Genomic DNA, 25,403 nt, shown 5'->3' with positions numbered 1-25,403 from the left:
GCGGTTATTGTGATTTTCGCGAAACTATTAAATGGGTTGATTTAGGTCTGATATATGTGAGCGGTACAAACCTATGGCTCTAATAGACTGTTGGCGATTTAGATAATTGCATAAAATAATTGAGATGTTGCTTCACAGCTGATATTATTTGTCGAGTCATTTAACGATTGCTCGATATCGAAAGCTCACTTCATGCGCCATCGCAGGTCCGCCGCCAGCGCGGACAGGCCGCTCAAGATAGGTTTCGCGGCCTCTTCCGGAGGGTATATTAAGCAGCTACAGAGGCTGAGTGCGGTTACCGAGAGCTGCTTCGATGATGTTGAGGTACTGCAGCATCTGCGTCAGTAGACGCACCAAGCCGAGCTCGTGAATTCCCAGGTACTGGACGAAGTACTTGTTCTGGAAGAACTGCACAATCATGGAAAGCGCAATCAGAACCAAGTTCAGTGCAAACGCATGGGAAGTTTTGTGCATCTAAGGAACCGTTCGGGTGAATTACCTCAATGAATAATCCTGTGGATTGTCTCAAATCATTCTGTCCGCTGCCAGCAGTGGCACGCCCATACCGCCAATGGGGGCTGCGCGTCAGCTGGACCGCATGGTTTTTAGTAACCCACTTCTGCAAGCAGCGAGGTAGGCCCTACCCGTCCTGGTTGGTGTTGCCGTCGCCGTACGCAGCGGCTTCCTCATCCCATTCGGCTAACTGGTAGTGGATTGCTTCGTAGTTATCGCGGTAGAACTCAAGCATGGCCCGAGAAATAATCGCCCACGGGATCTCAGTACGAAAAACGCCACACTGTCGTCGATGATCCTCAACCTTATTGGCAGCTCTCCAGCCCCGAAAGAACACGTCGCGGTCCACTCCGACCGCCTCGGCAACCCATGCCACACCGTGGAGACTCTGTAGCCGGTTGTAGGTTCGTTTCGCCGAGCGGTTGGGCTCTTCACGGGAGTACTCTCCGGAGCCTTTTGTGGTTTGTGAGTAAAACCAATCGACCAGGCACTCTCGTTGCGTCACGTACCAGCTGGTTGGGTCCCCTTGTTGTGGGACGAGCGGAGATAGGCTCGCCGTTATGACGACGTCCTCAGGCAGCAGTTGCAGCAGCACTGCGAAATCTTGAACATCGAAATCGAAGTTGCCGAAATCGATCGTGGCGAAATCGGCCGCCTGCAATTCTTCGAGCGTGTCGAAATCATTGAAGTGCATACGCACCAAACTCCTTGAGGCGGTTCTAAGAGCAACGCTGAGACCGTGGAGCATGCCAATATCGCTCTGCACACCGAGCACAATATTGTCCGGTCCCATCTGCAGGATACTGCTTCGCACATCGGAACCACCGGCACCGCTGGGCCGCGGACCCGGGGCGGCCGAAAAGCGCGTCAGCAAAGTCGAAACGCGCACATTTCCTCCTTGGTCGGTGACCAGCAGCCCAGCTATGGCCTCTAGACTGGCCGGCATGACTACCGTCGCGCTTCTTGATTACGGCTCCGGCAACCTGCGCTCGGCTGAGCGGGCTGTTGCCTCTACTGGTGCTACAACCGTGGTGACTCATGACCCGGACACTGTGCTGAATGCCGACGGTCTGTTGGTGCCAGGTGTAGGTGCCTTCGCGGCCTGTATGGACCAGCTCAATGCTGTGGGCGGCCCGCGCCTGATTGGTTCTCGTCTCGCCGGTGGCCGCCCGGTATTCGGTATTTGCGTCGGCATGCAAGTGCTTTTCGACCGAGGCGTGGAATACGCCGAGGGCATCCATGCTCCAGAAGCCCACGACGGCGCCCAGCCGCAGCCGCTGGGTACGCCTGGGTGCGGGGAGTGGCCCGGCACGGTGGAGCGTCTCGAAGCGAATGTGTTGCCGCATATGGGCTGGAACACCGTGGACGTTGCCGAAGGCTCGAAGCTCTTCGACGGTCTCGCTGCTGATGAGCGTTACTACTTTGTGCACTCCTACGCTGCGCGCCAGTGGCACCTTAACGACACCGGTCGTATTGCGGCGCCTTTGGTGCACTGGGCGGAACACGATGGGTGCCGGTTCATCGCCGCAGTCGAAAACGGTCCGCTGTGGGCTACGCAGTTCCATCCGGAAAAGTCTGGTGAAGCGGGGCTGAGGTTGCTGCGCAATTGGGTGTCTACGCTCGACTAATTCTGCGCAGCAACGCCTGAAGCCCTTCATTTGGTCAGGCAACCCTGATACGTTGCCTGCCATGACCACGCCTGCGCCTTCTCGCACCGAGCGCCTCGATAACCTGCCTATTACTTCTCGGCACCGCCGCCTGCTTGTGGGCTCCGGCGTTGGGTGGGCGCTGGACGCCATGGATGTCGGGCTTATCTCTTTTGTCATGGCGGCCCTGGCTGTGCAGTGGAATCTCGACAAGACCGAGGTTTCCTGGATTGGTTCCATCGGGTTCGTCGGCATGGCCATTGGCGCTTCCGTCGGTGGGCTGTTGGCGGATCGGATCGGCCGCCGTCAGGTTTTCGCGGCAACCTTGTTGCTTTACGGCCTGGCCACGGGCGCTGCGGCGCTATCGACCGGTATCGCGATGCTCATGGTGTTGCGTTTTATCGTTGGCCTGGGTTTAGGTGCGGAATTGCCGGTCGCCTCGACGCTTATTTCCGAGTTCGCGCCCCGGAAGATCCGCGGCCGCATGGTTGTGCTGTTGGAGGCTTTCTGGGCAGTGGGCTGGATTGCCGCGGCGTGTATTGGTTATTTCGTGGTGCCGCTATCCGACGATGGCTGGCGTTGGGCCCTGGCCATCGGTGTGGTGCCGGCGGCCTATGCCATTTGGGTGCGCATTAGTTTGCCGGAGTCGGTGCGGTTTCTGGAATCTCGGGGCCGCCATGACGAGGCGGAGCATATTGTCCAACAATTCGAGACAGCTGCCGCCGCCGAAGGCCATCGGCAAGCTGAACTTTCCGACGCTGTTTCCCGGCCGCCCCAGCGCGCATCGGCTACGGGTGGCCAGTCGCTCTGGTCTGCCCGGTTGCGGGCACGAACTGCAGCACTGTGGTTGGTCTGGTTCGCGATCAATTTCTCCTATTACGGAGCATTTATCTGGTTGCCGTCTTTGCTGGTGGATCGTGGTTTCGACCTGGTGCGTTCCTTTGGGTACACGCTGATTATCACGTGTGCTCAGCTGCCGGGCTATTTCGTGGCTGCATGGCTGATTGAGGTCTGGGGCCGCCGGGTCACGTTGGCGGTTTTCCTGGCTGGTTCGGCTCTTGCGGCGGGCTTATTTGGTTTCTCCGGGGCCGAGTGGCAGGTCATTGCCGCTGGTTGCGCACTGTCGTTTTTCAATTTGGGTGCGTGGGGAGCGTTGTATGCGATCAGCCCGGAGCTGTATCCAACGTCGGTACGCTCCTCGGGTGCTGGTGCCGCCGCTGCTTTTGGCCGTATCGCTTCTATTGCCGCCCCGTTGTTGGTGCCGGTGCTTCTCGTTGGTGGCCAGGCGTTGGTGTTTGGGGTGTTCGCTGCGGCGTTTGTGGTTGCTGCTGCGGCTGCGATGACGCTTCCGGAGCGCCGTGGCGAAGCATTGGAAAATTCGTGACGTAGAATCCCTACCCGAACCAGATGTACGCACCGCCACATATTTGGGAGTGACCCCACTGATGAGCTTGACTTTGCTGCCCGCTGTCGATGTCGCCGATGGTCAGGCTGTGCGCCTGGTCCAGGGGGCGGCCGGAAGTGAAACCCATTATGGTGCCCCCATTGATGCCGCGATGAACTGGCAAAACGCCGGTGCTGAGTGGGTGCACTTGGTGGATCTCGACGCTGCGTTTGGTCGCGGCTCCAACTATGAGCTGCTTGCCGACGTTGTGGGCAAGCTTGATGTCGATGTTGAGCTCTCCGGCGGTATCCGCGATGACGCTTCCCTTGAGGCGGCGTTGGCTACTGGTTGTCGTCGGGTCAATATCGGTACTGCTGCTCTGGAGGATCCTGAGTGGTGTAAGCACGTTATTGACAAGCACGGTGACCGGGTCGCGATTGGTCTTGATGCCCGCAAGATCGAAGGGGAGTGGCGTCTGCGTGGCCGCGGTTGGGTCTCCGATGGTGGTGACCTGTGGGAGGTTCTCGAACGCCTCGATTCGCAGGGTTGCTCCCGTTTCGTGGTCACTGACGTGTCCAAGGACGGCACCCTGACCGGCCCGAATATCGACCTGTTGCGCGATGTCGCCGCCGCCACCGACGCCCCGGTGGTGGCTTCTGGTGGTGTGTCCTCGCTTGCCGACGTTGCGGCCTTGGCTGGTTTGGTCGATGAGGGTGTGGATTCGGCGATTATCGGTAAGGCGCTGTATGCCGGCCGGTTCACTCTGGAAGAAGCACTGGCCACCGCCGGTGCGCCGGGTAAATAAGACCTCAGCACTAAGGAGCAGCCAGTGACGCCATCGACACCGGATTTCCCGTCGGACACTGGCCTCGATCTGCCTGGGCTGCTCGTGGCTGCGGAGGCGGCTGTTGACGAGGTGGCGGATTTTTTCCGCACCAATTTGGGGGCCCATCCCACCGTCACGAAAAAGGGCGGCTCTTTTGCTACCGAGATCGATCTCGAGATCGAGCGTCGGCTGCGGGACTTGCTGACCAGCTCTACTGGGCTGCCGGTTTTCGGCGAGGAGTTCGGCGGCACCGACCCTGCTGAGGCGACCTGCTGGGTGGTGGACCCGATTGATGGCACCACTAATTACTCGGCCGGCTACCCGGCGTGCGCCATTTTGGTGGCCTTATTGCACCGCGGCCAGCCTGTGGTGGGCGTGACTGATATGCCTATGGTCAATATTCGGCTCACCGCTACCGCTGGGGGCGGTACCTGGCGTAATGGCGAACGCATTCACCTTTCCAGCAAGCCTGGTGGCCCGGTCGGTATCGCTTTTGGTTCGGTGATTGCCCACCGGGGCGGTACGTTCCCGCGCACGTGGCGGCAGTTGTTGTTGGCTGAGGTCGGTGATGTGTACCCGACGATTCGTATAAGTGGTTCTGTCGGTGTGGATTTGGCCTCAGTGGCTGCCGGTGCTTTTGGCGGCACCATTACGTTTAGTCCGAATGTGTGGGATAACGCCGCCGGGGTATTGCTTATGCGTGAAGCCGGGGGAGTTGTTACCGACTTGGCCGGGCATGAGTGGACCCCGAGTTCGCTGGGGGTGCTTGCCGGACGGCCTGCAGTACATGCCCGTTTGCGTGAGATTATTGTCGGTTTGCAGCCGCCAGCCGATCTGCGCGGTTAGTTACTGGGCTACCCTCATAGGCGCTATTGCCGCCGCCCACAGGAGCTGCTATGACTGTCGCCACCCGCGTCATCCCTTGTCTCGACGTCAACGCCGGGAGGGTTGTCAAGGGCGTGAACTTCACCAATCTGCGTGATGCCGGGGACCCGGTGGAGCTCGCCGCCCGCTACGACGCCGAAGGTGCTGATGAACTCACCTTCCTTGATGTCACCGCCTCTACTGACGGCCGGGGCACCATGCTTGAGGTCGTGCGGCGTACCGCGGAGCAGGTTTTTATCCCGCTTACTGTCGGCGGGGGAGTGCGCAGCGCGGATGATGTTGACCAGTTATTGCGCGCTGGTGCGGATAAGGTCAGTGTGAATACCGCCGCCATTGCCCGGCCGGAGCTGCTGCACGAATTATCGCAGCGGTTCGGTGCCCAGTGCATTGTGCTGTCTGTTGATGCCCGGCGGGTGCCTGAAGGCGGCACCGCGCAGGCCAGTGGATTTGAAGTCACCACCCACGGTGGCACCCGGTCGGCCGGTATTGATGCCATTGAGTGGGTGCGTCGCGGTGAAGAACTCGGTGTCGGCGAGATTTTGTTGAATTCTATGGACGCCGATGGAACCAAGGATGGTTTCGATATTGAGCTCACCCGCCTGGTGCGGGCCGCCACGGATGTGCCGGTTATTGCTTCGGGCGGGGCGGGAGCGCCGGATCATTTCCCGCCTGCGGTGGCCGCAGGCGCTGACGCAGTGCTTGCCGCATCCATCTTCCATTTCGGTGATGTCACTATCGGTGAGGTTAAGCGGGCGCTTCGTGATGCTGGCCAGGAGGTACGACTATGAGCAATACCAATTCTGCGACCACCCCGGTTGCGGCTGACCTCACCGTCGGTGTGCGCAATGACACTGACCCGGCTACGTGGGAACTCGCCGAGGGATTACGCGACCGGCTCAAGCGCAATGATGCTGGCCTCGTGCCAGCGATTGTGCAGGATAGCGCTACCGGCAAGGTGCTCATGATGGCCTGGATGGATGATCATGCCTTGGCCTACACCATCGGCACCCGCCGTGGCACGTATTGGTCGCGTTCGCGTGGTGAGTACTGGATTAAGGGCATGACCAGTGGCCATTTCCAGTATGTCGACCATATTGCGCTGGACTGCGATCATGACACGGTGCTGCTGCAGGTCCAGCAGACCGGCGCGGCCTGTCATACCGGCGCGCAGTCCTGTTTCGACGTCGACCCATTGGGCTAAGCCCGCGCGGGGTCCGTGGCACAATATGCCCCATGACCCAGACCGCGATGACCACCCGGGAAAATTTCCGGAAGCTCGCCCAGGACTACCGCGTAGTTCCCGTCGCCAAGCGTGTGCTTGCCGACGGTGAAACCGCCCTGTCCGCGTACCGCAAGCTCGCCGGCGACCGCCCAGGCACGTTCCTGCTGGAATCTGCCGATGTGGGCGAGTCCTGGTCGCGTTGGTCCTATATCGGCTGCGGTAGCCGCACGGCTCTTACTGTTGTCGATGGCCAGGCTAAGTGGGTGGGCAATCCACCTCATGGGGTACCCGAAGGTGGCCACCCGCTCGATGCGTTGCGCGAGACGCTGCGGATTTTGCACACCGACCTGCCGGAGACCGAAGGCGCGGATTTGCCGCCGCTGACCTCTGGCCTGGTGGGCTATTTCGGCCACGATATTGTTCGTTATGTCGAGCCGCACTTGCCTGATACGTGCGAAAACGATTTGCAGGTCCCCGATATGGTGCAGTTGCTGGTCGAGGATTTGGCTGTGGTTGACCACCATGAGGGCACTATTTGGCTTATTGCAAACGCCGTCAACTGGGATGGTTCTGATGAGCGCGTTGATGCCGCATATGACGATGCGGTGGCCCGAGTGACCAATATGTTGGATCGGTTGTCCGCCCCGTCCACCATTGCGCCTGCCGATGTCAGCCCGGCGCAGCCGAATATTATTCGCCAGCGCACCGCCGAAGACCACAAGGACCGTATTGAGGTCTGTAAGGAACATATCCGCGCCGGTGATGCTTTCCAGATTGTGTTGTCGCAGCGCTTCGATATCGAAACTGAGGCCAGTGCTTTTGATATCTACCGGATGCTGCGGATGACCAATCCCAGCCCGTATATGTATTTGCTTAATGTGCCGAATGAGTCCATGGGGCAGACTGCTTTCCAAATTGTCGGTAGTTCCCCGGAGTCCCTGGTTGCGGTCCAGGACGGCACAGTGGTCACCAACCCCATTGCTGGTTCGCGCCCTCGCGGTAAGGACCGCGCCGAGGATGTGGCTAATGAGCAGGAGTTGCTTGCCGACGAGAAGGAAAACTCTGAGCACCTCATGCTCGTTGATTTGGGCCGCAATGACCTGGGTCGGGTATGCACCCCGGGCACGGTGATTGTCCAGGACTTCCGCTATATCGAGCGCTATAGCCACATCATGCATTTGGTGTCGAAGGTCACCGGTGAGCTTGCCGACGACCACGACGCCGTCGACGCGGTTGCGGCGACCTTCCCGGCTGGCACGCTGTCCGGTGCGCCGAAGCCGTCGGCACTGGCCTTGATCGATAAGTACGAGGACACTCGCCGTGGGGTCTATGGCGGCACCGTCGGCTATTTCGACTTCCGCGGCAATACTGACCAGGCCATTGCTATTCGCACCGGTGTGGTGCGCGATGGCATGGTGCATGTGCAGGCCGGTGGTGGCATTGTCGCTGATTCCGACCCGGACGCTGAGGACCTAGAAACGCGCAATAAGGCAGCAGCGGTGCTGCACGCCGTGGCCGCCGCCAATACCTTGCGCCCCGCCCAGGTCACCGCCGAGGAGCAGTAGATGAGCACCACGGATCGACGCCCCGGTATGGCACTGGGTTTGATTGCCCTTTCTGCCGCTGTGATGTGGCTTGCCGGCCGGGCTAGCTGGCTGACTGTCACCACTTTCGACGATAAGTCCGGCGGCGAAACCCATGAGATAGCCGGGGCGTACTGGGCTGCGGTCATCACCCCATTGGTGTTGACGCTATTGGCTGGAGCTGCCGCCGCGCTGATTTTGGGTGGTCTGGGGCGCCGAGTGGTCGGAGTTTTTGCTGCTGGTGTAGCCGCTGCTGCGGCGTGGCAGCCCCTGGAATTGCTCACCCGCGGTGCGGATTCGGATCGGGCGTTGACGTTGCTGCAGACCGGGCAGGCCACCCAGCGCGCTAATGACCCCATCACAGTGTCGGACTGGGCGGTGGTGCAAACCACCGAGGTGCACAATCTCGGGCCGATTGCGCTTATTGTCGGTGCGGCCCTTGGGGTGATTGGGGGAGTGCTTCTGGCGATGCGGCCTGGTGCGGCAGCTTCTCGTCGTTCTAGCGCGTATGAGACCCCGGAAGTGCGTCGGGAGCGCGCGCAGGAGGATTTGGACGATGATCCCAACTCGGGTCGAGCACTGTGGGACGCCTTGGATGCTGGGGTGGACCCGACCGATACTAATCCTTGATTTTGTTAGCTGACTTAATAAGATCAGGTCACGCTTCATGTAGGCGATTTTGAGGAGGGGCTCGTGGATCTCGGTATTGGTGAAGTCGTACTTTTCTTGGTGTTGATTGTCGCTGTCCTAGTGGTGATTGCTCTGATTATCGGCATCGTGCGTTATGCGGTGCATGGTTCGCTGACGATCGACAAGGGACGGACAAACGATTGCGTCGGTAAGCCCACTGACGGCACACAGCACGACCACTAGATATCTGCGCCCGGCAGGCGTGGCGCAGTACCCGGTGTGAGCGACAGCTTCGCGCCGGGTTATTTTTGTGTGCAGCAGGGACGTGTACGTGCTCCCCAGCTTTTTCTCACACAGGAGGGATCCCCCATGGCGACCGTGTTGGACGGCATCATCGAAGGTGTCCGTGAGGACCTAGCCGCCCGCGAAGCGGCGATCCCATTCGAAGAGATCAAACGCCGCGCTGAACTGGCGCCTGCTGCCCTCGACGCCAAGGCAGCTCTCGGTGCCTCCGGGGTGCAGGTCATCGCCGAGGTCAAGCGTGCTTCCCCGTCAAAAGGCGAGCTCGCCGATATTCCCGAACCCGCCGTATTGGCTAAGCAGTACGCCGATAACGGTGCCGCAGTGATTTCCTGCCTCACCGAACAGCGCCGTTTCAAAGGTTCCCTGGCGGATCTCGACGCAGTGCGCGCCGCGGTGGATATCCCGGTGCTGCGCAAGGACTTCATCGTCACCACCTACCAGGTGCACGAGGCCCGTGCCCACGGTGCCGACATGATCTTGCTGATGTGCTCCGCATTGGAGCAGCCCGCCCTGGAGGCACTGCTGGACCGCACTGAATCGCTGGGCATGAACGCCCTGGTTGAGGTGCACACCGAAGAAGAGGTTGACCGCGCTATTGCCGCCGGCGCCTCCATCATTGGTGTCAATGCCCGCAATCTGAAGACCCTCGAGGTCGATAAGAACGTCTACTCCCGCCTGGCGCCGAAGCTGCCGAAGAGCGCTATCGCTATCGCAGAATCGGGCGTGTCCGGCCGTGAGGATCTCATTGCCTACGCCAATGAAGGCGCCGACGCTGTGCTCGTGGGCGAGGGCCTGGTCACCGCACCCGACCCGGGCAAGGCCTGCCACCAGCTAGTGACCGCAGGGCTGCACCCGGCCTATGGCCGTAATCGCTAAAAAGCGGCGGTGAGCCGGGGAAAATAAGCCCCGCCGCCCACAAGGTCGCCGGGATACGACACAATATGTGTCGTGAGCGATACGGACTTCAAGAATCAGGATGCCCGCGGCGACCGGCTGCCGACCATGGGCGAGGTGATTGCCGAGCCAACCGGCCACGAGCCCGATGAGCGCGGCCACTGGGGCAAATGGGGTGGACGCTACCTCCCCGAGGCCCTTATGGCCGTCATCGAAGAGGTCACCGACGCCTACGCCAAGGCCCGCATTGACGACGGTTTTCGCGCCAAGCTCGACGAGTTGCAGCGCGACTACGTTGGCAGGCCCTCGCCGCTGTATAAGGCCGAACGTTTCGGTGCGGCCATTGGTGCGCAGGTGTGGCTCAAGCGCGAAGACCTCAACCACACCGGTTCGCACAAAATCAACAATGTGCTCGGCCAGGTGCTGTTGGCCAAGACCATGGGCAAGACCAAGGTCATCGCCGAGACCGGCGCCGGTCAGCACGGTGTGGCCACCGCAACTGCCTGTGCGCTGCTGGGGCTGGAGTGCCGTATCTACATGGGCGGGGTCGACGCCCGCCGCCAGTCGCTCAATATCGCCCGCATGCGGCTGCTGGGCGCGGAGGTCATCGAGGTTGAGCTGGGCTCGGCCACCCTCAAGGACGCCATTAATGAGGCCATGCGTTACTGGGTGGCCAATGCCGACGACACTTATTACGCCTTCGGCACTGCCGCCGGCCCGCACCCGTTCCCGACGATGGTTCGTGATTTCCAGCGCGTTATTGGTTCCGAGGCCCGCGGCCAGATGCTGGCTGCGACCGGTTCGCTTCCCGACGCTGCGGTCGCCTGCGTCGGCGGCGGCTCGAATGCCATTGGTCTGTTCCACCCGTTCATCGACGATGAGTCGGTGCGCCTCGTCGGCGCTGAAGCCGCCGGTGATGGTGTGGACACCGGCCGCCACGCCGCCCCGATTAATGCTGGCACCCCGGGCGTGTTCCAGGGGTCCTACGCGGCGCTGATGCAGGACGAGGACGGCCAGATCATCGAGTCGCACTCGATTTCTGCGGGCCTGGATTATCCCGGTGTGGGCCCGGAGCACTCGCTGCTCGCCGATACCGGCCGCGCTACCTACCTGCCGATCACTGACGAGCAGTGCATGGACGCTTTCGCGAAGCTCTCCAAGCTTGAAGGCATTATCCCGGCCATTGAGTCCGCGCACGCCGTGGCCGCCGCCGAGGTTCTCGCCCCGAAGTTGGCCGACGAACTTGGCCGCACCCCGGTGATTGTCATCAACCTCTCCGGCCGTGGCGATAAGGACGTCAATACCGCGGCGAAGTGGTTTAACCTGCCCAGCGCTGATGACAATATTGCCCCCGAGACCGAAGCAGCCGAGGCCGCCGAGGCATCTGATACGGAAGGAAAGGTCTAAGGCATGAGCCTGGCTCCTGTTTTCGAGCGCGCTAAAAGCGAGGACCGCGCAGCTTTTATCGCTTATTACCCGGCGGGTTATCCGACGGTGGATGAGTCCATCGCCGCAATTAACGCCATGGTTGACGCCGGCGCCGACATTATTGAGGTCGGGGTGCCCTACTCGGACCCCATGATGGATGGCCCGACTATCCAGGCCGCCGCCGACGTCGCCCTGTCCAACGGGGTGCGCGTTGCCGACGTATTCCACGTCATCAAGGCAGTCACCCAGCACGGCGGCACCTGCGTCACCATGACGTACTGGAACCCGGTGCTGCAGTACGGCCCGGAGAAATTCGCCGCGGACCTGGCTGCCGCCGGTGGCCACGGTGTCATCATCCCGGACCTCATCCCCGAAGAAGCCGGCCAGTGGCTTGCGGCCGCTGAGGCCCACGGCATTGAGACGATTTTCTTAGTTGCCCCGTCGTCGACTCCGCAACGCCTGGCGCTGACCGCCGATGCTGCCTCCGGGTTTGTTTACGCTTCGTCCCATATGGGTGTTACTGGCGCCCAGGCTGCGGTCGATTCGGCTGCGGGCACCCTGGTGGCGCGTACCCGCGAACTCACCGACACCCCGGTTGCGGTGGGTCTTGGCGTGTCCACCGGGGAGCAGGCCAAAGAGATCGCCGAATTCGCCGATGGTGTCATCGTTGGCTCGGCGTTGATTAAGGCAGCCGGGCGTTCCCGCGAGGATCTGGTTACTCTTGCCGAAGAGCTTGCCGACGGTGTCCGCGGCAAGGCCTAAGCTGCCTGCAGTTCTGACTGACACCCACTGACAAGGAGTCCGCATGGTCGTCGATGTGCTCGCCACCATCCCTTCCCCGCCGCAGGGAGTGTGGCACCTTGGCCCGCTGCCGCTGCGCGGCTACGCCATTTCCATCCTGATCGGCATCATCGTCGGACTGGTGTGGGCGCGGCGTCGCTATGCCGCCCGTGGCGGCGACCCGGATCTGATTCTCGATGTTGCTATTGCCGTGGTGCCTGCTGGCATTATCGGCGGTCGCCTCTACCATGTGGCCACCGATTACCAGAAGTACTTCGGCCCTGGTGGCGACCCTTGGCAGGCATTCAATATTGCTGGCGGTGGCCTTGGTATTTGGGGCGCGGTATTGCTGGGCACTCTTGCCGGTTGGGCCGTGGTGCGCTGGCGTGGGGTGCCGGTAGCCCCGGTGCTTGATGCGGTAGCCCCGGCGATCATCATTGGCCAGGCCATTGGTCGGCTCGGTAACTGGTTCAACCAGGAACTCTATGGCCGTCCCACCGATGTGCCGTGGGGCCTGGAGATCTATGAGCGCGTCAACGACGCCGGTATTTTCGCACCCGTCACCGGGCATTCCACCGGCACGGTACTAGCGGTGGTGCACCCCACGTTCCTCTACGAATTGCTGTGGAACTTGCTGGTTGCTGCGGTGCTGGTGTGGGCGGATCGGAAGTTCCGGCTCGGTGGTGGCCGAGTCTTCGCTGGCTATGTGGCCGGCTACACCATGGGCAGGTTCTGGATTGAACTGATGCGCTCTGATCCGGCCACCCTCGTCTTCGGGCTGCGGATTAACACCATCACCTCCACGGTGGTGTTCCTCATTGCTGTGTTCGTGTTGTGGCGGCTACGTGGTCGCCACCGTGAAGACCCGGCCTATGTGCGCGGCGACCGTGACGACGATGATCCAGACTGCTGCGGGGATTCCGCCGCCGCTGCGGCGCATAGTGAACCGGCTGCACACGACGTCGACACGCAGCATAAAGACAGTTAAGTCCACCGGGCACTGATCAAATGCGGCATGAGCGCTAGGCTTGGGCTCGTGCAAAGACGAACCAAGATCGTATGTACCCTCGGCCCCGCTGTCGCTAGCTATGACGGCATTAAGGGACTTGTGCAGTCGGGCATGGATGTTGCCCGCCTGAACTTCTCCCACGGCGACCACGCGGACCATCAGCAGAACTACACCTGGGTCCGCGAGGCCTCTGACGCCACCGGCCGTGCCGTTGGCGTGCTCGCTGACCTGCAGGGCCCCAAGATTCGCCTAGGCCGCTTCGCAGAGGGCGAAACGTACTGGGATGACGGCGAAGAAGTTCGCATCACCGTCGATGACGTGGCGGGCACCCATGACCGGGTTTCCACCACCTACAAGCAACTGGCTGAAGACGCCCGCCCTGGCGACCGCCTGCTTATTGATGACGGCAAGGTGGCGCTCGAATGCGTCGACGTTGATGGCAATGATGTTGTCTGCCGTGTCACCGAAGGCGGCCCGGTATCCAATAACAAGGGCGTGTCCCTCCCGGGCATGAAGATCTCCGTGCCTGCTCTGTCCGAGAAGGACGTCAAGGATCTGCGTTTCGCCCTCGGCATGGGCGTTGACTTCATCGCCTTGTCCTTTGTGCGGTCGCCTGCCGACGTTGAGCTGGTCCACGCCATCATGGATGAGGAAGGACGTCGCGTCCCCGTCATCGCGAAGCTGGAAAAGCCGGAGGCCGTCGACAGCCTCGAGGCCATCATTTTGGCTTTTGACGCGGTCATGGTCGCCCGTGGTGACCTGGGTGTGGAAGTGCCGCTTGAAGACGTGCCGCTGGTGCAAAAGCGCGCCATCCAGATCGCCCGGGAAAACGCGAAGCCCGTCATCGTGGCCACCCAGATGCTGGATTCGATGATCACCAACTCCCGGCCCACCCGCGCTGAGGCCTCCGACGTCGCCAACGCGGTGCTCGACGGGGCAGATGCGGTGATGCTTTCTGGTGAGACCTCGATCGGTAAGTACCCGCAGTCCACCGTGCGCACCATGAGTCGTATTGTCACCGCTGCTGAAAGCGACGGCCTGGTGCCGGGGCTCACCCACGTACCGCGCACCAAGCGTGGCGTTATCTCGTATGCGGCCCGCGATATCGGCGAGCGGCTCAATGCCCGCGCCATGGTGGCTTTCACCAGTTCTGGCGATACTGCCCGCCGCGTCGCCCGGTTGCATTCACGACTGCCGCTGTTGGTGTTCACCCCGTTCCAGGCGGTGCGCTCCCAGCTGGCGCTGACCTGGGGTGCTGAGACGTTCCTGACCCCCGAGGTGCATACCACCGACGAGATGATGCATGCCGTCGATGAGTCCCTGTTGGCGATGTCCGAATACAACCGGGGCGACATGATGGTGGTCGTGGCTGGTACCCCGCCCGGAAATGAGGGCAATACCAACATGATTCACGTGCACATGCTGGGTGAAGACATCACCACCGGCGACTAGGAAGAAAGCCACACCTGTAGTGCCGAACCTGTTCGACTCCGTGGAATGGTCGGGGCTGACGCTGCCGAATCGCATCGTCATGGCCCCGATGACCCGTGTCCGTTCCCAAAACCAGTGCGCTGATGAACTCACCGCCGAGTATTACGCGCAGCGCGCCAGTGCCGGACTCATCATTTCCGAGGGCACGTTTATCTCGCCCTCAGCGAAGGGTTCGGCGGCGGTTCCCGGTATTTGGCGCCAGTCCCAGGTTGATGGGTGGTCGGTGGTGACCCGCGCTGTGCACCGCGCCGGCGGGCGGATCGTCGCCCAGCTGTGGCATGTGGGGCGGGTGTCACATCCCGCGCTGCAGCCCGGTGGCGCCGCCCCGGTCAGTCCCACCTCGCGCGCCGCGGAGGGCGGCAAGTGTTATATCTTCGATGACTCTGGTGAGGGCAAGTTTGTGGCTTCCACACAGCCCCGTGGCCTGCATACCGAAGAAATTCCGGGCATTATTGACGATTTCGCCACCGCGGCCAGCAACGCTATCGCCGCTGGTTTTGATGGGGTGGAGATTCATGGCGCCAATGGTTACCTCATCCACCAGTTCCTCAACCCTGATGTGAATGACCGCACTGATGAATGGGCGGCGCAGGATGAGGACGGGTGCGTGAAATTCCCTCTTGCGGTGGCTGATGCGGTTATCGCGGCGGTCACCAAGGCCGGTTTTGGCCCGGGCCGGGTCGGTATGCGTTTGTCCCCTTACGGCTCAATTAATGGGATGCCCGTCTACTACGGCATTGAGGCGACCTACCTGCGCCTGGCTGCTGAATTGGGGCAGCGTCGGGTTGGCTATATCCACCTGGCGGACCAGTCCACGACCTCGCGCGATGCTTTAATGCCGATTCCGCGTGATTTCATCGCCCAGTTCCGTAAGGAATACCCCGGCAAGGTGATCTTCACTGGCGGTATGACTGGCCCGTCCGCCCAGCAGATGCTTGACGACGGGCTGGCTGACCTCATCGGTTTTGGCCGTGGCTTTATTGCCAACCCGGACTTGCCGCACCGGATTGCGCAGGACCTGCCGTGGGCCGATTATGACCAGGCGACGGTATATGCCCAGGGTCCCCAGGGCTACACCGACTACCCGGCCGCAGGCGAGTAGCTAGCCGCTATTTGGTGTTGAGCATAGCCAGGGCGGCGGCAGCGGCTGCCTTCGTGGCCGCCTCTGCGGTGCGGGCGTAGTCCGGCAGGAATGTCGACATGTGATTCGACGGCACATCCTCCACAATGCGGTCATTGGCTACTGCCGTGTCCCACTGTTCCCGTTCGGTCGCGCCGACTGTCCAGTACAGGTAGGGGCTGCCAAGACCACGCGGAATATCGGAGAAGTCCTCCGAGGCGGTCCAGCGTTCCGCGGTGACTGAATCCGTATCGAAAACCGCGTCGAAGGCGGGCCGGACAGTGTCGAAGACGCCCTGGTCATTATCGGTGACTTCGCCGTGATCAGAGTAGGTAAACTTCGGCTCCGGGGCGCCGGAGGCCATGCACTCGCCTCGCACCACCCGTTCGATGGCGGTGATGAGCTGCTTGCGCACTTCGTTGTCGTAGTAGCGGATCGACAACACGATCCGGGCGGTGCCGGGGATGGTGTTATTCGAATTGCCCGACTGCAGCGTGCCGACGCTGACCACAGCGAAGTTACTGGGTGCGATCTCGCGGGAAACAATGCCCTGCAGGCGCATCACGACGGCCGCAGCCAGGTAGGCCGGGTCAATGGAGTTATGCGGCATCGACCCGTGGGCCGACCGGCCTTCGAGGTCGATGGAGATGGTGTCACAGCCGGCCAGTACTGGGCCGGAAGCGCTCATGACATGGCCAGCCGGGCCTGGCACGACGTGCTGGCCGAGGCACACATCAGGCTTCGGGATGATTGCGCCCAGGCCGTCATCAACCATTGCTTGGGCACCGGAGGCGGTTTCTTCGGCCGGCTGGAAGAGGGCGATATAGGTGCCGGACCATTTATCGCGGTTTTCGTGCAGGATCGCCGCAGCACCCAGGCCAGCGGTGATGTGCATATCGTGGCCGCAGGCGTGCATGACTTGTGAACTGGCGCCTTCTCGGGAGACACCCAGCGTAGTGGAGGCGAAATCCACACCGGTTTCTTCGGCCACTGGGAGTGCGTCGATATCTGCGCGGAATAGCACCACCGGCCCGGGCCCGTTTTCTAGTATCCCCACCAGGCCATGACCACCGATGCCGGTGGTGATCTCAAAACCGGAGTAGGCGCCCAGTTTGTCGCTGATCGTCGCCGCGGTCTGCTCCTCCATCGCGGAGAGTTCCGGGTTCTGGTGCAGGTGCTTGTAGAGCTCCTCCTGCCAGTCCAGGTTGGCGCCGTGGTGGGAGAGGATGGCGGCGACGTCGGTGGCGCGCATGGCGGAAACTCCTTTCGTGGAGGTATCTGGGCGTCCCGGGCTGGGCGCAGGCACGTGAACTGCCTTCAGTTGAGGATAAACCTAACCACGTCCGCGCAAACGTTTGGACTCCCTGGCGCCAAGGTGGGCGGTATCAGCGTTGCTACAGCCTTGGGGCGTTATCCACCAACGGGTTGTATCGCAGCAGGTTGGGGTGGCATGAGCACTCCGTGGCGATATGGATATCCCGGCTAATCCGGCCCTCATCACGCAGCTGGTACAGCTTCGGCACCACTCGGTCGCGCATATCCCACGGGGAGACGGTATTGAGGTAAATCTTTGTGCCGCCCTCAAATCCAGCCAGATTCGACACGCGCCATTTGAGCATCACTCGCCACGGCATCCGCTCGTCCAGGTCGACGGGGCGGTGGTGCCATTCCTCATTGCATGGCACATCAGCGCCGGTTGCGGCATGGCAGGCGTGGATGAGGTCACTCATCGCCGCGACCTCTTCTTCGGACTGCAGCCATGGTTCGCAGGTCGCCGACTTCGAGTACACCTCCAGCGTCGGGTAGCGGTGCCCGAAACCGGCGAAGGCCACGGCGTGCTCATTTTCCGCGATGATGAGGTTGCGCCGGGCGGCGTAGTCCACGGCGTACTCGTTGTACATATTGGGTTGCTTGCGCAGCAGAGTGACCTCTTGGGTGAGCTGCTCACCGTATTCGTCGATAGCAACGAGTTGCTTATGCAGGTGATCGAAGCTCGCGCCGGCAGGTTTGAGCCAGTTTTGGAAGGCGGCGACGTAGCGCACGTATCGATTCCGCCGGTACAGATCGGCCATCGTTTCGATGGTGAACTGTACGAAGGCCCGGTGCTCATCGACGCTCAAGGTGCCTGAGGACGCTAGCTGGTCATCGTTGGTGGCCCCATCGGTGAAGTGACGCCGGGCAATGATGACGTCGTGGCCGCCGGCGAAGTACCCCGGTGCCCGGGCCATGAGCTCGCCTTCTGTCATGCCATCAACGACGTCGGCGCCCACACCAGCGGCTTTAAGCCGGACTCGAATGATATTGGCCACGTGGGCGCGACCAGCCGGGTCGGCGATATACCGGGCCATCCGCCGTCGGGCTGCCTCGTCGGGGGCGAAGCCGTAGTTGGAGTGCCAGTAGTCATAGGTGACGATCTCGAACAGGTTCGGTACGCGCCGAAACTCCGCAATGGTGTCATCGAGTTGGTCCGGCAGGATGCCGGTGATCTCGTAGAACCCGTGTCCGATATCGCGGACGTGCACCCCATCGGCGCCGCGCTGTAGTGGTTCAGTCTCCGCCGAGAGTGCCGGTGCATTCTCCGCGCGCACCACACGGGCTTTCTCCGGCGGGGTCATCCGTTTATTCGCTGAGCCGAAGGCATCGCGGCGGACGTAATCATCGTCGGTAAGCGGCTGTGGTTCTTCGCGTTTTATGCCAAGCGGCCGGTTGCCGCGCCCCGGGACGGTCCACACCTCCGTGCCGGAGAAAGGGTTGATCTGCTTGACCGTGCCATCGGCCAATGTGGTCAAAGGTGTGGGGACAGAAGACATATCGCTAGTCTAATTCCGCAGCACCCACCCCGGCAGGCTTAGCCGCCGTCGACGAGGTAAGGCAGCTCCCGCCCAAGTTGTTCACCAAGGCTGACTAATTGCTCCTCAGTGGTATCCGGGTTGGGCTTGCCGCCGAGTTCCCGAGAGGCCAGCACCTTTAGTGACTCCGCGATGGTGGGCGCTACTCGGCCGCCGACGAGGACAACTGGGGTAGTGCGTGCCGACGCTATTGAGTGCACCAGGCCGATAACTTTGCCGATGAGGCTTTGCTGATCGACGTGGCCTTCGCCGGTAATCACCACATCAGCAGCGCCAATAGCGTCGGCAAGCCCAGCTGCAGTGGCGACAGCGTGCGCCCCGGAATGGCGTGTGAAACCACGTGTGTGGCCAGCTAGTGCTGCGATGCCGACGGGGGTCGCACCAGCGGCGCCGTAGTCATCATCATGCGGATCGACCCCGACCTTTTCGCAAAGTTCGGCTAAACGGTGGTCAGCCAGGCCGATGGCGTGCTCATCCAGGCCTTTTTGGGGCCCGAATACTGCCGCCGCGCCATTGGGCCCGCACGGTGGGGTGCGCACATCGGCGTAGAGATCGAAGTGCAGCGCAGAGATATCCAGGCCCTCGCGGGTGGCTTTTGTTAGCGCCTCGACGATGCCGGTGCCGCCGTCGGTAGTAGCGGAGCCACCCAAACACAGCGCGATGGTGGTGGCGCCGTGGCGGACTGCGTCAGCGATGAGGACACCGGTGCCGTAGGTCGATGCGGCAAGCCCGCGCTGGGGGCTGAGACCTAGGTCCTCCACGTGGGGCAGGCCGGAGGCGGCGGCGATATCGATAAACGCTGTCGTCTCGGCGAGGTAATAGGTGGCCTGGAGTGGCCGGAAGTGAGCGTCAACGGTGGCGACCTGATACCGACGGGCGGGATGATTGGTGCTGCAGTAGCCGGCGAGTAGTTCGGCGGTGCCTTCGCCACCATCGGCCATCGGGATGTTCACCGTGTCGATGCCAGCCCGATTGAGCCCCCGAGCCAGGGCCGCGGCGACCTGGGGTGCGGTGGCTGTGGATTTGAAGCTATCCGGGCAGATGACAGCGCGCATGAACCTATTGTGCATCTAGTCCCAGACCATCGACGCAGCCACGAAGTTAGGTTAGCCTTAAACGCTATGAGTGCTATCAACTTCATCTGCCTCGTCAGCCCGGAAGAGGTCACGCCCCTTGCAGAGGCGTTCCGCACCCGGCTGACTGATTTTGCCGAAGCTGGCCGCCTAGAGTCTTTCGATATTGCCATTTCCGACGTTGACCTCGATGTTCAGCTGCGCCAACAGTGGGAGCGACAGCATCCCGAGCAGAGTCTGGGCCAGCGCAGTGAGCACCAGTACCACATCACCGTGGAGGGCCTGAAGGGCTCGCTTAATGAGCTGACAATGAAACTGTCCCGGTTGCTGACGACTGATGCCCCACTGCCGCCGGACCCGGTGTACCGGGAGTTTGATGCGATGCTCGAAGCTGTCTCGCAGTACCCGTGGTTTGTCACTATCGAGCCCTAAAACGCGCCGTGACCTCAATCACATAATTGGGAATTTGGGAGCCTTTGCTGCGGATTTACGAGCGAAATCTGCACCGTCGATGACCTCTGTGTAGTGGGCTTTTAGGCAGTTATGGAATTATTGATGGAGCGACGTAAGCGTGTGGGGTGAACCGCCCCCGTACTCTGTCCACGCACACCCAACGTGACACAATGCGCACAACGTCACATCACAACCCGCCCGGGCCGATAGGTTTGGCCCGATTGCTATGGGTGGGCCCCAAAGAAAGGTGATCAGTTGAACGTCGAAGACAAGGTTTCAGCTATCTACGAGGAAGTCCTGCGTCGTAACGCGGGCGAGCCCGAATTCCACCAGGCCGTCAGCGAGGTCCTGGATTCGCTCAAGATTGTTCTCGAAAAGGACCCCCACTACGCTGACGACGCCCTCATTCAGCGTCTGTGCGAGCCTGAGCGTCAGCTGATTTTCCGTGTTCCGTGGGTTGATGATGACGGCAACGTCCAGGTCAACCGCGGTTTCCGTGTTCAGTTCAACTCCGCCCTGGGCCCCTATAAGGGCGGTCTGCGCTTCCACCCGAGCGTCAACGTCGGCATCATCAAGTTCCTCGGCTTCGAGCAGATCTTCAAAAACTCCCTGACCGGCCTGCCCATCGGCGGCGGCAAGGGCGGCTCCGACTTCGACCCCAAGGGCAAGTCGGATATGGAAATCATGCGCTTCTGTCAGTCCTTCATGACTGAGCTGCACCGCCACGTCGGCGAGTACCGCGACGTCCCCGCCGGTGATATCGGCGTCGGCGGCCGCGAGATCGGCTTCCTGTTCGGCCAGTTCCGTCGCCTCGCCAACCAGCACGAGTCCGGTGTCCTCACCGGCAAGGGCCTGACCTGGGGCGGCTCCCTGGTGCGTACTGAGGCCACCGGCTATGGCCTGGTCTACTTCACCAAGGAAATGCTCGCCGCCCACGGTGAGTCCTTTGAAGGCAAGAAGGTCATCGTTTCCGGCTCCGGCAACGTCGCCATCTACGCCATCCAGAAGGCCCAGGAACTCGGCGCCACCGTCATCGGTTTCTCCGACTCCAGCGGTTGGGTACACACCCCCAACGGTGTCGACGTCGACAAGCTCAAGGACATCAAGGAAGTCCGCCGCGAGCGCGTCCAGGCCTACGTCGACGAAACCGAAGGCAACACCTTCCACGCAGATGGTTCCATCTGGGACCTCGACTGCGACGTTGCCCTGCCGTGTGCCACCCAGAACGAGCTCGATGGTGAGCACGCCAAGAAGCTCGCCGACTCCGGCTGCCGCTTCGTCGCCGAGGGCGCCAATATGCCCTCCACCGCCGACGCCATCGAGGTCTACCGCGAGCGTGGTATCCACTTCGGCCCCGGCAAGGCCGCTAATGCTGGTGGCGTGGCCACCTCGGCCCTGGAGATGCAGCAGAACGCCTGCCGCGACTCCTGGTCCTTCGACTACACCGACCAGCGCCTGCACGACATCATGACCAACATCTTCAAGGTCTGCGATGCCACCGCCAAGGAATACGGTCGCGAAGGCGACTACGTCATCGGTGCCAACATCGCCGGCTTCAAGAAGGTCGCCGACGCCATGCTGGCCCAGGGCGTTATCTAAGCGCTGAACACCACGCTGCGATAGCGAAAACCGCGCCGCCTCTCCTGCTCGTACAGGAGGGGCGGCGTTTTTAGCTCCGCCCGGGCGGTTGTGGCCACCACGGGTAGGACTACACTGCGCGATTATGGTTGTAGAGCTGTCGGTGTGGGCGGTTATTGGTATAGCTATCGCTGTTGCCGCAGGCGCATGCTTACAACGCGTATCCGGTATGGGACTGGGGCTCATCGGCGCCCCCATCCTGACCATCATCGCAGGCCCTGTCGCCGGAGTGCTCATGGTCAACGCCCTAGCGTTCATCAACTCATTCCTGCAGACCGCCGCGGTGCGCGCAGATATCGAATGGGGACGACTAAAAGTACTGGTTCCAGCGCTACTGGTGGGTTCCATCCCGGGCGCCATCATCGTCAGTAACGCCTCAGTGTCGCTTCTAGAGGTCCTCATCGGCGCTTTCGTGCTGCTGGGCTTATTCATCTCCCAACGCAAGGCGGTACAAGGCACCGCCACTGGCCCCGTAGCCGCCAGCGCCGCCGGTTTCGCAGGCGGTTTTATGTCCACCGTCGCCGGTGCGGCCGGCCCAACCTTTAAGGCCTACGCGGGTTTCGCCGGCTGGAATCACCGTAATTTTGCGGCCACGCTGCAACCACTATTCATGGTCAGCTCCTTATTCTCCGTTGCGGTTAAAGAACTCACCACCGACGGACCACTGCTGAGCACCATCCCCTGGAGCGTGTGGAGTAGCGGCGTAGTCGCACTTGTCATCGGTGTTGGTATCGGCAATATCATCGCCAAAAAAGTCAGCATCGCCGCTGCCCGACGCACCGCCTTTATCGTGGCCCTGCTCGGCGCGGCCGCCGCGCTCAGCGGTGGTCTTGCCGGCATGATCGGCTAGACAGCCACAAAAGCGCCCCAGGGTTTCTCACCTTGGGGCGCTTTTTCTTGGCCTAGAACAACGTAGAGATGAAAGCCTTCGTACGCTCATTCTGCGGGTTCACCAACACCTCATCAGGTGTGCCGCGCTCGACTACGAGGCCCTTATCCATAAAGACCACCTGGTCGGCGACCTCACGGGCAAAAGCCATCTCATGGGTGACCACAAGCATGGTCATGCCATTATCGGCAAGCGCGTGCATAACGTTGAGCACCTCGCCGACCAATTCCGGGTCCAGCGCCGAAGTGGGCTCATCAAAAAGCATCAACTTCGGGTTCATCGCCAACGCGCGGGCAATCGCCACGCGCTGCTGCTGGCCGCCAGAAAGTTGCAGCGGGAATGACTCAGCCTTATGGGCCAGGCCCACCTGGTGCAGCAATTCCATACCAAGCTCGGTGGCATCAGAAGAACTCATACCCTTCACATGCACCGGGGCTTCGATGATATTGCCGATAACCGTCCGGTGCGGGAACAGGTTGAAATTCTGAAACACCATGCCGATATCCGCACGCTGGCGGGCCGCATCAGCCTCAGAAATCTCGTGCAGCACACCGTCTTTCTCGCGGTAGCCGATAAGTTCACCATCGACATACAGCCGACCAGCAGTGACCTTCTCCAGGTGATTCACACAGCGCAGGAAGGTGGACTTACCCGAACCGGACGGGCCGACCAGGCAGGTCACCGACCCCTTCGGGACACGCAGGTCAATACCGCGCAGCACCTCAAGCTTGCCGAAGCTCTTGCGCAGCTGCTCGGCCTCCACCATCAGCGGCACGCCGGGGGAGAACGTCCGGTCTTGGCGTTTCTGATTATCGCCGGTGTTTTCTGGGCGCGCGGTCATCGCGGATCCTCCTGAGAAAAGCGCTTCTCATTGCGCTCGACGACAGTGGTATTAGCAGGCGGGTGGCCCTCGGCGTCGGCAAGCGCAGCCAACTGACGGCCAGTGAGCTGGCGCGAAGCGCCACGGGAGTAGTACTGCTCCACGTAGTACTGAACCACCATCAGCACCGACGTAATCGCCAAGTACCAGGTAGCAGCAACCAGCAGCAGCGGCACCGGAAGGAACAACTCCTGGCCAATATCGGTGCCACGACCATAAAGCTCAAGGGTATAAGGCACCGCAATAACCAGCGACGTGGTCTTCAACAGCGAAATGAACTCATTGCCCGTCGGCGGGATAATAATCCGCATAGCCTGCGGCAAAATAGTGCGCCGAGTCGTTTGCCACCAGTTCATGCCCAAAGCCTTCGAAGCCTCAGTTTGCCCCTCCGGCACAGCCTGAATACCGGCGCGCACAATCTCCGCCATATAGCCGGCCTCATTGAAGCCCAAGCCCAAAACCGCCAGCAAGAACATATTCGACAGCATCTGCTCCACCGAAATCTGGAAAGAGCCGATACCAATCATGGAGTAGATATTGCCCAACAGGCCCCAAATCACCAGCTGGACGTAAATCGGGGTGCCGCGGAAAATCCACAGGTAGACCCACGCCACCGAGGACATCACCGGGTTCGGCGACATACGCAAAACCGCCAAAATCGCGCCGCCAACAACACCAATAATCATGGCCAACACAGTCAGCGCAATAGTGTGCAGCGCAGCAGTGGCGATACGTGTATCCAGCAGATACTGGAAATAAATATCCCACCGGTAAGCCTCACGGCCCGCGGCGTCAACCACAAAACCGATAGCGAGCAGCAAAATAATTGTGGCGGCAATCCACCGACCAGGCCGGGGGAGCGGCTTGGCCTTAATCGGGGCTTTGAGCTCCGCATCCGTCGGCTTATGACGTTTATGCTTCTGGCTCACGCGATGTCCTCTCCGTTAATACGGGCCTCATCGACGGCACCGTCGCTAAGACCCCACATCTCACAGATGCGCTGATAATCACCAGTGTCAATCAGGTGTTGCAGTGCCTGAGCCAGCACCGGTCCCAAATCAGACCCCTTCGGTACCGGCCAGGAATACATGGCACCGTCGTACAAATCACCGGCAAGTTCGAGCTGGCCGTCGGCACGCTGCACCGCCCAGGCAGTCACCGGGGAGTCCGCGTTGACTGCGTCGGCACGCCCAAGCACCACCGCAGTCACCGCAGCCGCCGAATCGGGGTACGCCAACTTCTCAATCGGTGGCTTGCCTTGGCGGACACACTCCGCAGAAATCGCGGGCACATCATCAGTATCAGAGACCGTGCCGCGCTGAACAGCAACACGACGACCACACGCATTATCGGCGCTGGTGTCATTACCGGGCTGGCGCGCCCACTGCAGGCCCGCCTCCAAGTAATTAACGAAGTCGAAGGTCTTCCGACGCTCCTCAGTGTCAGTGAAACCCGAGGCGCCGAAATCATCCGTACCGCCACTAATCGACGGCAGAATCAACGAAAAATCCTGCTCCTGGACGACCAGCTCAAGCCCCAGCACATCGGCCGCAGCCTGCGCGAGATCAATATCGAAACCAATAATCTCGCCGGAGGAATCCTTAAACTCCGCCGGCGCGAACGGTGGGTTCGTGCCGATAGTGATCGTCCCGTCGGCAGCGATATCCTCCGGGACCTGGGCTGCCAGCTCAGGCACCACCGCCGGACGCACTGGCTCCCAAGCCTCCGGGTGCCCGGTCTCCTCATTAGTGACGCAACCAGAGCCACCCAGCGCCAACGAAACGACGCCTAAAGCAGCCAGAGCGCCGCGCATGCGAATTACCATGAGCGGAATACTACTCGGGCAACTAATTCAGAATCACCGGGACAGCACAAATAAGCGTTTTCTCACAAAAAATAGGCGCAGG

26 protein-coding genes are annotated in these 25,403 nt (G+C 61.2%); 18 read left to right on the top strand and 8 right to left on the bottom strand.

Annotation, left to right across the window (positions count from 1 at the left end):
- Positions 1-276: 276 nt before the first annotated feature.
- Both KRX51_RS09660 and KRX51_RS09655 read right to left on the bottom strand, forming a co-directional pair.
- Entirely contained in the window at positions 277-474 is a 198-nt protein-coding gene (locus KRX51_RS09660; RefSeq protein ID WP_218362937.1) for a hypothetical protein, read from the bottom strand.
- Between the two features lie 166 nt (positions 475-640).
- The gene (locus tag KRX51_RS09655) at positions 641-1,402 is read right to left on the bottom strand and encodes a hypothetical protein (protein ID WP_218362936.1); all 762 of its coding nucleotides are present in this window, start codon (positions 1,400-1,402) and stop codon (positions 641-643) included.
- A gap of 55 nt (positions 1,403-1,457) precedes the next feature.
- Between KRX51_RS09655 and hisH the strand changes: the two genes are divergently transcribed.
- From hisH to KRX51_RS09580, 15 genes are all read left to right on the top strand, one after another.
- Positions 1,458-2,141 (top strand): imidazole glycerol phosphate synthase subunit HisH, encoded by a 684-nt coding sequence (hisH, locus tag KRX51_RS09650; protein ID WP_218362935.1) that lies wholly within the window; start codon positions 1,458-1,460, stop codon positions 2,139-2,141.
- Positions 2,142-2,202: 61 nt separating this feature from the next.
- Entirely contained in the window at positions 2,203-3,543 is a 1,341-nt protein-coding gene (locus KRX51_RS09645) for an MFS transporter (protein ID WP_218362934.1), read from the top strand.
- A gap of 61 nt (positions 3,544-3,604) precedes the next feature.
- Entirely contained in the window at positions 3,605-4,348 is a 744-nt protein-coding gene (gene priA, locus KRX51_RS09640; RefSeq protein WP_218362933.1) for a bifunctional 1-(5-phosphoribosyl)-5-((5-phosphoribosylamino)methylideneamino)imidazole-4-carboxamide isomerase/phosphoribosylanthranilate isomerase PriA, read from the top strand.
- A gap of 24 nt (positions 4,349-4,372) precedes the next feature.
- Positions 4,373-5,215: an inositol monophosphatase gene (locus KRX51_RS09635; RefSeq protein ID WP_370625095.1), complete on the top strand. Its 843-nt coding sequence runs from the start codon at positions 4,373-4,375 to the stop codon at positions 5,213-5,215.
- Positions 5,216-5,265: 50 nt separating this feature from the next.
- A complete protein-coding gene (gene hisF, locus KRX51_RS09630; RefSeq protein ID WP_218362932.1) occupies positions 5,266-6,042 on the top strand; it encodes an imidazole glycerol phosphate synthase subunit HisF in 777 nt (258 codons plus the stop codon).
- Positions 6,039-6,455, top strand: a complete 417-nt coding sequence (gene hisI / locus KRX51_RS09625; RefSeq protein WP_218362931.1) for a phosphoribosyl-AMP cyclohydrolase — start codon at positions 6,039-6,041, stop codon at positions 6,453-6,455. The genes hisF and hisI overlap by 4 nt, the downstream gene beginning before the upstream one ends.
- Before the next feature lie 32 nt (positions 6,456-6,487).
- Complete coding sequence (locus tag KRX51_RS09620) at positions 6,488-8,041, top strand: anthranilate synthase component I (protein ID WP_218362930.1); 1,554 nt, start codon at positions 6,488-6,490, stop codon at positions 8,039-8,041.
- Positions 8,042-8,689 (top strand): TIGR02234 family membrane protein, encoded by a 648-nt coding sequence (locus KRX51_RS09615; RefSeq protein WP_255549617.1) that lies wholly within the window; start codon positions 8,042-8,044, stop codon positions 8,687-8,689.
- A gap of 63 nt (positions 8,690-8,752) precedes the next feature.
- Complete coding sequence (locus KRX51_RS09610) at positions 8,753-8,932, top strand: hypothetical protein (RefSeq protein WP_218362929.1); 180 nt, start codon at positions 8,753-8,755, stop codon at positions 8,930-8,932.
- A 126-nt stretch (positions 8,933-9,058) separates the two neighbouring features.
- Positions 9,059-9,868: an indole-3-glycerol phosphate synthase TrpC gene (gene trpC / locus KRX51_RS09605; RefSeq protein ID WP_218362928.1), complete on the top strand. Its 810-nt coding sequence runs from the start codon at positions 9,059-9,061 to the stop codon at positions 9,866-9,868.
- A 126-nt stretch (positions 9,869-9,994) separates the two neighbouring features.
- On the top strand, positions 9,995-11,293 hold the full coding sequence (trpB, locus tag KRX51_RS09600; RefSeq protein ID WP_218363031.1) for a tryptophan synthase subunit beta: 1,299 nt from the start codon (positions 9,995-9,997) through the stop codon (positions 11,291-11,293).
- Between the two features lie 3 nt (positions 11,294-11,296).
- Positions 11,297-12,076, top strand: a complete 780-nt coding sequence (gene trpA, locus KRX51_RS09595; RefSeq protein ID WP_218362927.1) for a tryptophan synthase subunit alpha — start codon at positions 11,297-11,299, stop codon at positions 12,074-12,076.
- A 43-nt stretch (positions 12,077-12,119) separates the two neighbouring features.
- A complete protein-coding gene (gene lgt, locus KRX51_RS09590) occupies positions 12,120-13,082 on the top strand; it encodes a prolipoprotein diacylglyceryl transferase (protein WP_218362926.1) in 963 nt (320 codons plus the stop codon).
- Positions 13,083-13,130: 48 nt separating this feature from the next.
- Positions 13,131-14,555 carry a pyruvate kinase gene (gene pyk, locus KRX51_RS09585; RefSeq protein ID WP_218362925.1) on the top strand — a complete coding sequence of 475 codons (1,425 nt, stop codon included), beginning with the start codon at positions 13,131-13,133 and terminating at the stop codon, positions 14,553-14,555.
- Between the two features lie 19 nt (positions 14,556-14,574).
- Complete coding sequence (locus KRX51_RS09580; RefSeq protein ID WP_370625094.1) at positions 14,575-15,696, top strand: alkene reductase; 1,122 nt, start codon at positions 14,575-14,577, stop codon at positions 15,694-15,696.
- A 7-nt stretch (positions 15,697-15,703) separates the two neighbouring features.
- On the opposite strand, the gene KRX51_RS09575 is transcribed toward KRX51_RS09580, so the two are convergent.
- From KRX51_RS09575 to KRX51_RS09565, 3 genes are all read right to left on the bottom strand, one after another.
- On the bottom strand, positions 15,704-16,966 hold the full coding sequence (locus KRX51_RS09575) for an amidohydrolase (protein WP_218362924.1): 1,263 nt from the start codon (positions 16,964-16,966) through the stop codon (positions 15,704-15,706).
- A 142-nt stretch (positions 16,967-17,108) separates the two neighbouring features.
- Entirely contained in the window at positions 17,109-18,524 is a 1,416-nt protein-coding gene (locus KRX51_RS09570; RefSeq protein ID WP_218362923.1) for a DUF4921 family protein, read from the bottom strand.
- Positions 18,525-18,562: 38 nt separating this feature from the next.
- Complete coding sequence (locus tag KRX51_RS09565) at positions 18,563-19,618, bottom strand: glycerate kinase (protein WP_218362922.1); 1,056 nt, start codon at positions 19,616-19,618, stop codon at positions 18,563-18,565.
- 66 nt (positions 19,619-19,684) lie between these two features.
- Here KRX51_RS09565 and KRX51_RS09560 point away from each other — a divergent pair, with 66 nt between their 5' ends.
- The 3 genes from KRX51_RS09560 to KRX51_RS09550 all read left to right on the top strand — a co-directional run bounded on the left by KRX51_RS09560 (position 19,685) and on the right by KRX51_RS09550 (position 22,577).
- The gene (locus KRX51_RS09560) at positions 19,685-20,068 is read left to right on the top strand and encodes a hypothetical protein (protein WP_218362921.1); all 384 of its coding nucleotides are present in this window, start codon (positions 19,685-19,687) and stop codon (positions 20,066-20,068) included.
- Between the two features lie 276 nt (positions 20,069-20,344).
- Entirely contained in the window at positions 20,345-21,688 is a 1,344-nt protein-coding gene (gene gdhA, locus KRX51_RS09555) for an NADP-specific glutamate dehydrogenase (protein ID WP_218362920.1), read from the top strand.
- A 124-nt stretch (positions 21,689-21,812) separates the two neighbouring features.
- Positions 21,813-22,577: a sulfite exporter TauE/SafE family protein gene (locus KRX51_RS09550; protein ID WP_218362919.1), complete on the top strand. Its 765-nt coding sequence runs from the start codon at positions 21,813-21,815 to the stop codon at positions 22,575-22,577.
- 52 nt (positions 22,578-22,629) lie between these two features.
- Here the strand turns inward: KRX51_RS09550 and KRX51_RS09545 are convergent, their stop codons facing one another.
- From KRX51_RS09545 to KRX51_RS09535, 3 genes are all read right to left on the bottom strand, one after another.
- Entirely contained in the window at positions 22,630-23,382 is a 753-nt protein-coding gene (locus KRX51_RS09545; RefSeq protein ID WP_218363029.1) for an amino acid ABC transporter ATP-binding protein, read from the bottom strand.
- Between the two features lie 71 nt (positions 23,383-23,453).
- Positions 23,454-24,425 carry an amino acid ABC transporter permease gene (locus KRX51_RS09540; RefSeq protein WP_218362918.1) on the bottom strand — a complete coding sequence of 324 codons (972 nt, stop codon included), beginning with the start codon at positions 24,423-24,425 and terminating at the stop codon, positions 23,454-23,456.
- Positions 24,422-25,321 (bottom strand): ABC transporter substrate-binding protein, encoded by a 900-nt coding sequence (locus tag KRX51_RS09535; RefSeq protein WP_255549615.1) that lies wholly within the window; start codon positions 25,319-25,321, stop codon positions 24,422-24,424. Before KRX51_RS09535 ends, KRX51_RS09540 begins: the two co-directional genes overlap by 4 nt.
- Positions 25,322-25,403: the final 82 nt, after the last annotated feature.

The organism is Corynebacterium sp. TAE3-ERU12 (genome assembly GCF_019209905.1).
GTDB lineage: Bacteria > Actinomycetota > Actinomycetes > Mycobacteriales > Mycobacteriaceae > Corynebacterium.
The sequence above is the reverse complement of the archived record's forward strand: the minus strand, read 5'-3'. Positions and strand labels throughout refer to the sequence as shown.